Source organism: Collinsella sp. CLA-AA-H167, from assembly GCF_040095305.1.
Lineage (GTDB): Bacteria > Actinomycetota > Coriobacteriia > Coriobacteriales > Coriobacteriaceae > Collinsella.
On sequence record NZ_JBBNGA010000027.1, the window covers coordinates 1 to 978 of the forward strand.

The following is a 978-nucleotide window of genomic DNA, read 5'->3' on the forward strand; positions in this document are numbered from 1 at the left end:
TCGAGGCCAGGAAGGCGGCCATAGGGCTCTTCGAGCTCGGGCACGGGTATAAATCTGCCGCGATTGCCCTTTCGCTTCCCGTGGAAGCCGTGAGAAGATGGCAGGAGATATACCGCGCATTCGGGAGCGAGGTGCTGCTGCGCATGGACGGAAAGCAGGGCAGGTACACATACGAGCAGAAGGTCGCCGCCGCCTCCGCCGTCGTCGACGGCGGCATGACGAAGACCGAGGCGATGGCGGCGTTCGGCATAATGTCGATGTCGCCGCTCAAGAAGTGGTGCGCGCTATACCGCCGGGGCGGCGCGGAGGCCCTGCGCCCGAGGCCCAAGGGCCGGCCGAAGGGTTCCAAGGCGAGGCCGCGGACCCGCGAGGAGGAGCTCGAGGAGCGGTGCCGTAGGCTCGAGGCCGAGGTGGCCTACCTAAAAAAATTACGCGCCCTGGTCGAGAGGGACGGGCTCTGACCAGGGCGAAGGCCGAAGCGGTCGCGGCCCTGCGCGCCGAGGGGCACGCGCTCGGGCACCTGCTCGCATGCGCCGAGCTCAAGCGGTCGACCTACTACTACGCCCTCGCGCACCCGCCGAGGCCCACGCGCCCCGAGCTCTGGGAGGCGGCCGCCGAGATCTTCTCGCGCACCGCCAACGGCTGCGGGCACCGGCAGATAGCGATGTGCCTCAGGGCGGAAGAGGGGGCCGTGATAGCCGACAAGACCGTGCTCAAGATGATGCGCGAGATGGGGATTCGCTGCGGTATCAGACGCGAGACGGCCTACCACAGGTACAACTCGTACAGGGGCGTCGTCGGCAGGACGTTCGAGAACGTGATCGCGAGGGATTTCGACGCCGGGGCCCCGTGGCGGAAGCTGGGAACGGACGTCACCGAGTTCAAGGTGGCGGGCGGCAAGGCCTACTGGGCCCCGACGCTGGACTTCTGCACCAAGGAGATCGTGGCGAGCGACATATCGACCACGCCCGACATGGC

At 67.6% G+C, this 978-nt stretch carries 1 protein-coding gene and 1 pseudogene; both read left to right on the top strand.

Annotated features, from left to right (window positions below):
• Window positions 1-461: helix-turn-helix domain-containing protein (locus tag AAAT03_RS09840; RefSeq protein ID WP_349103230.1), on the top strand; the 461-nt coding region annotated here is incomplete at its 5' end.
• A gap of 197 nt (window positions 462-658) precedes the next feature.
• Window positions 659-978 (top strand): annotated as a pseudogene (locus tag AAAT03_RS09845) (hypothetical protein); the annotation flags it as partial.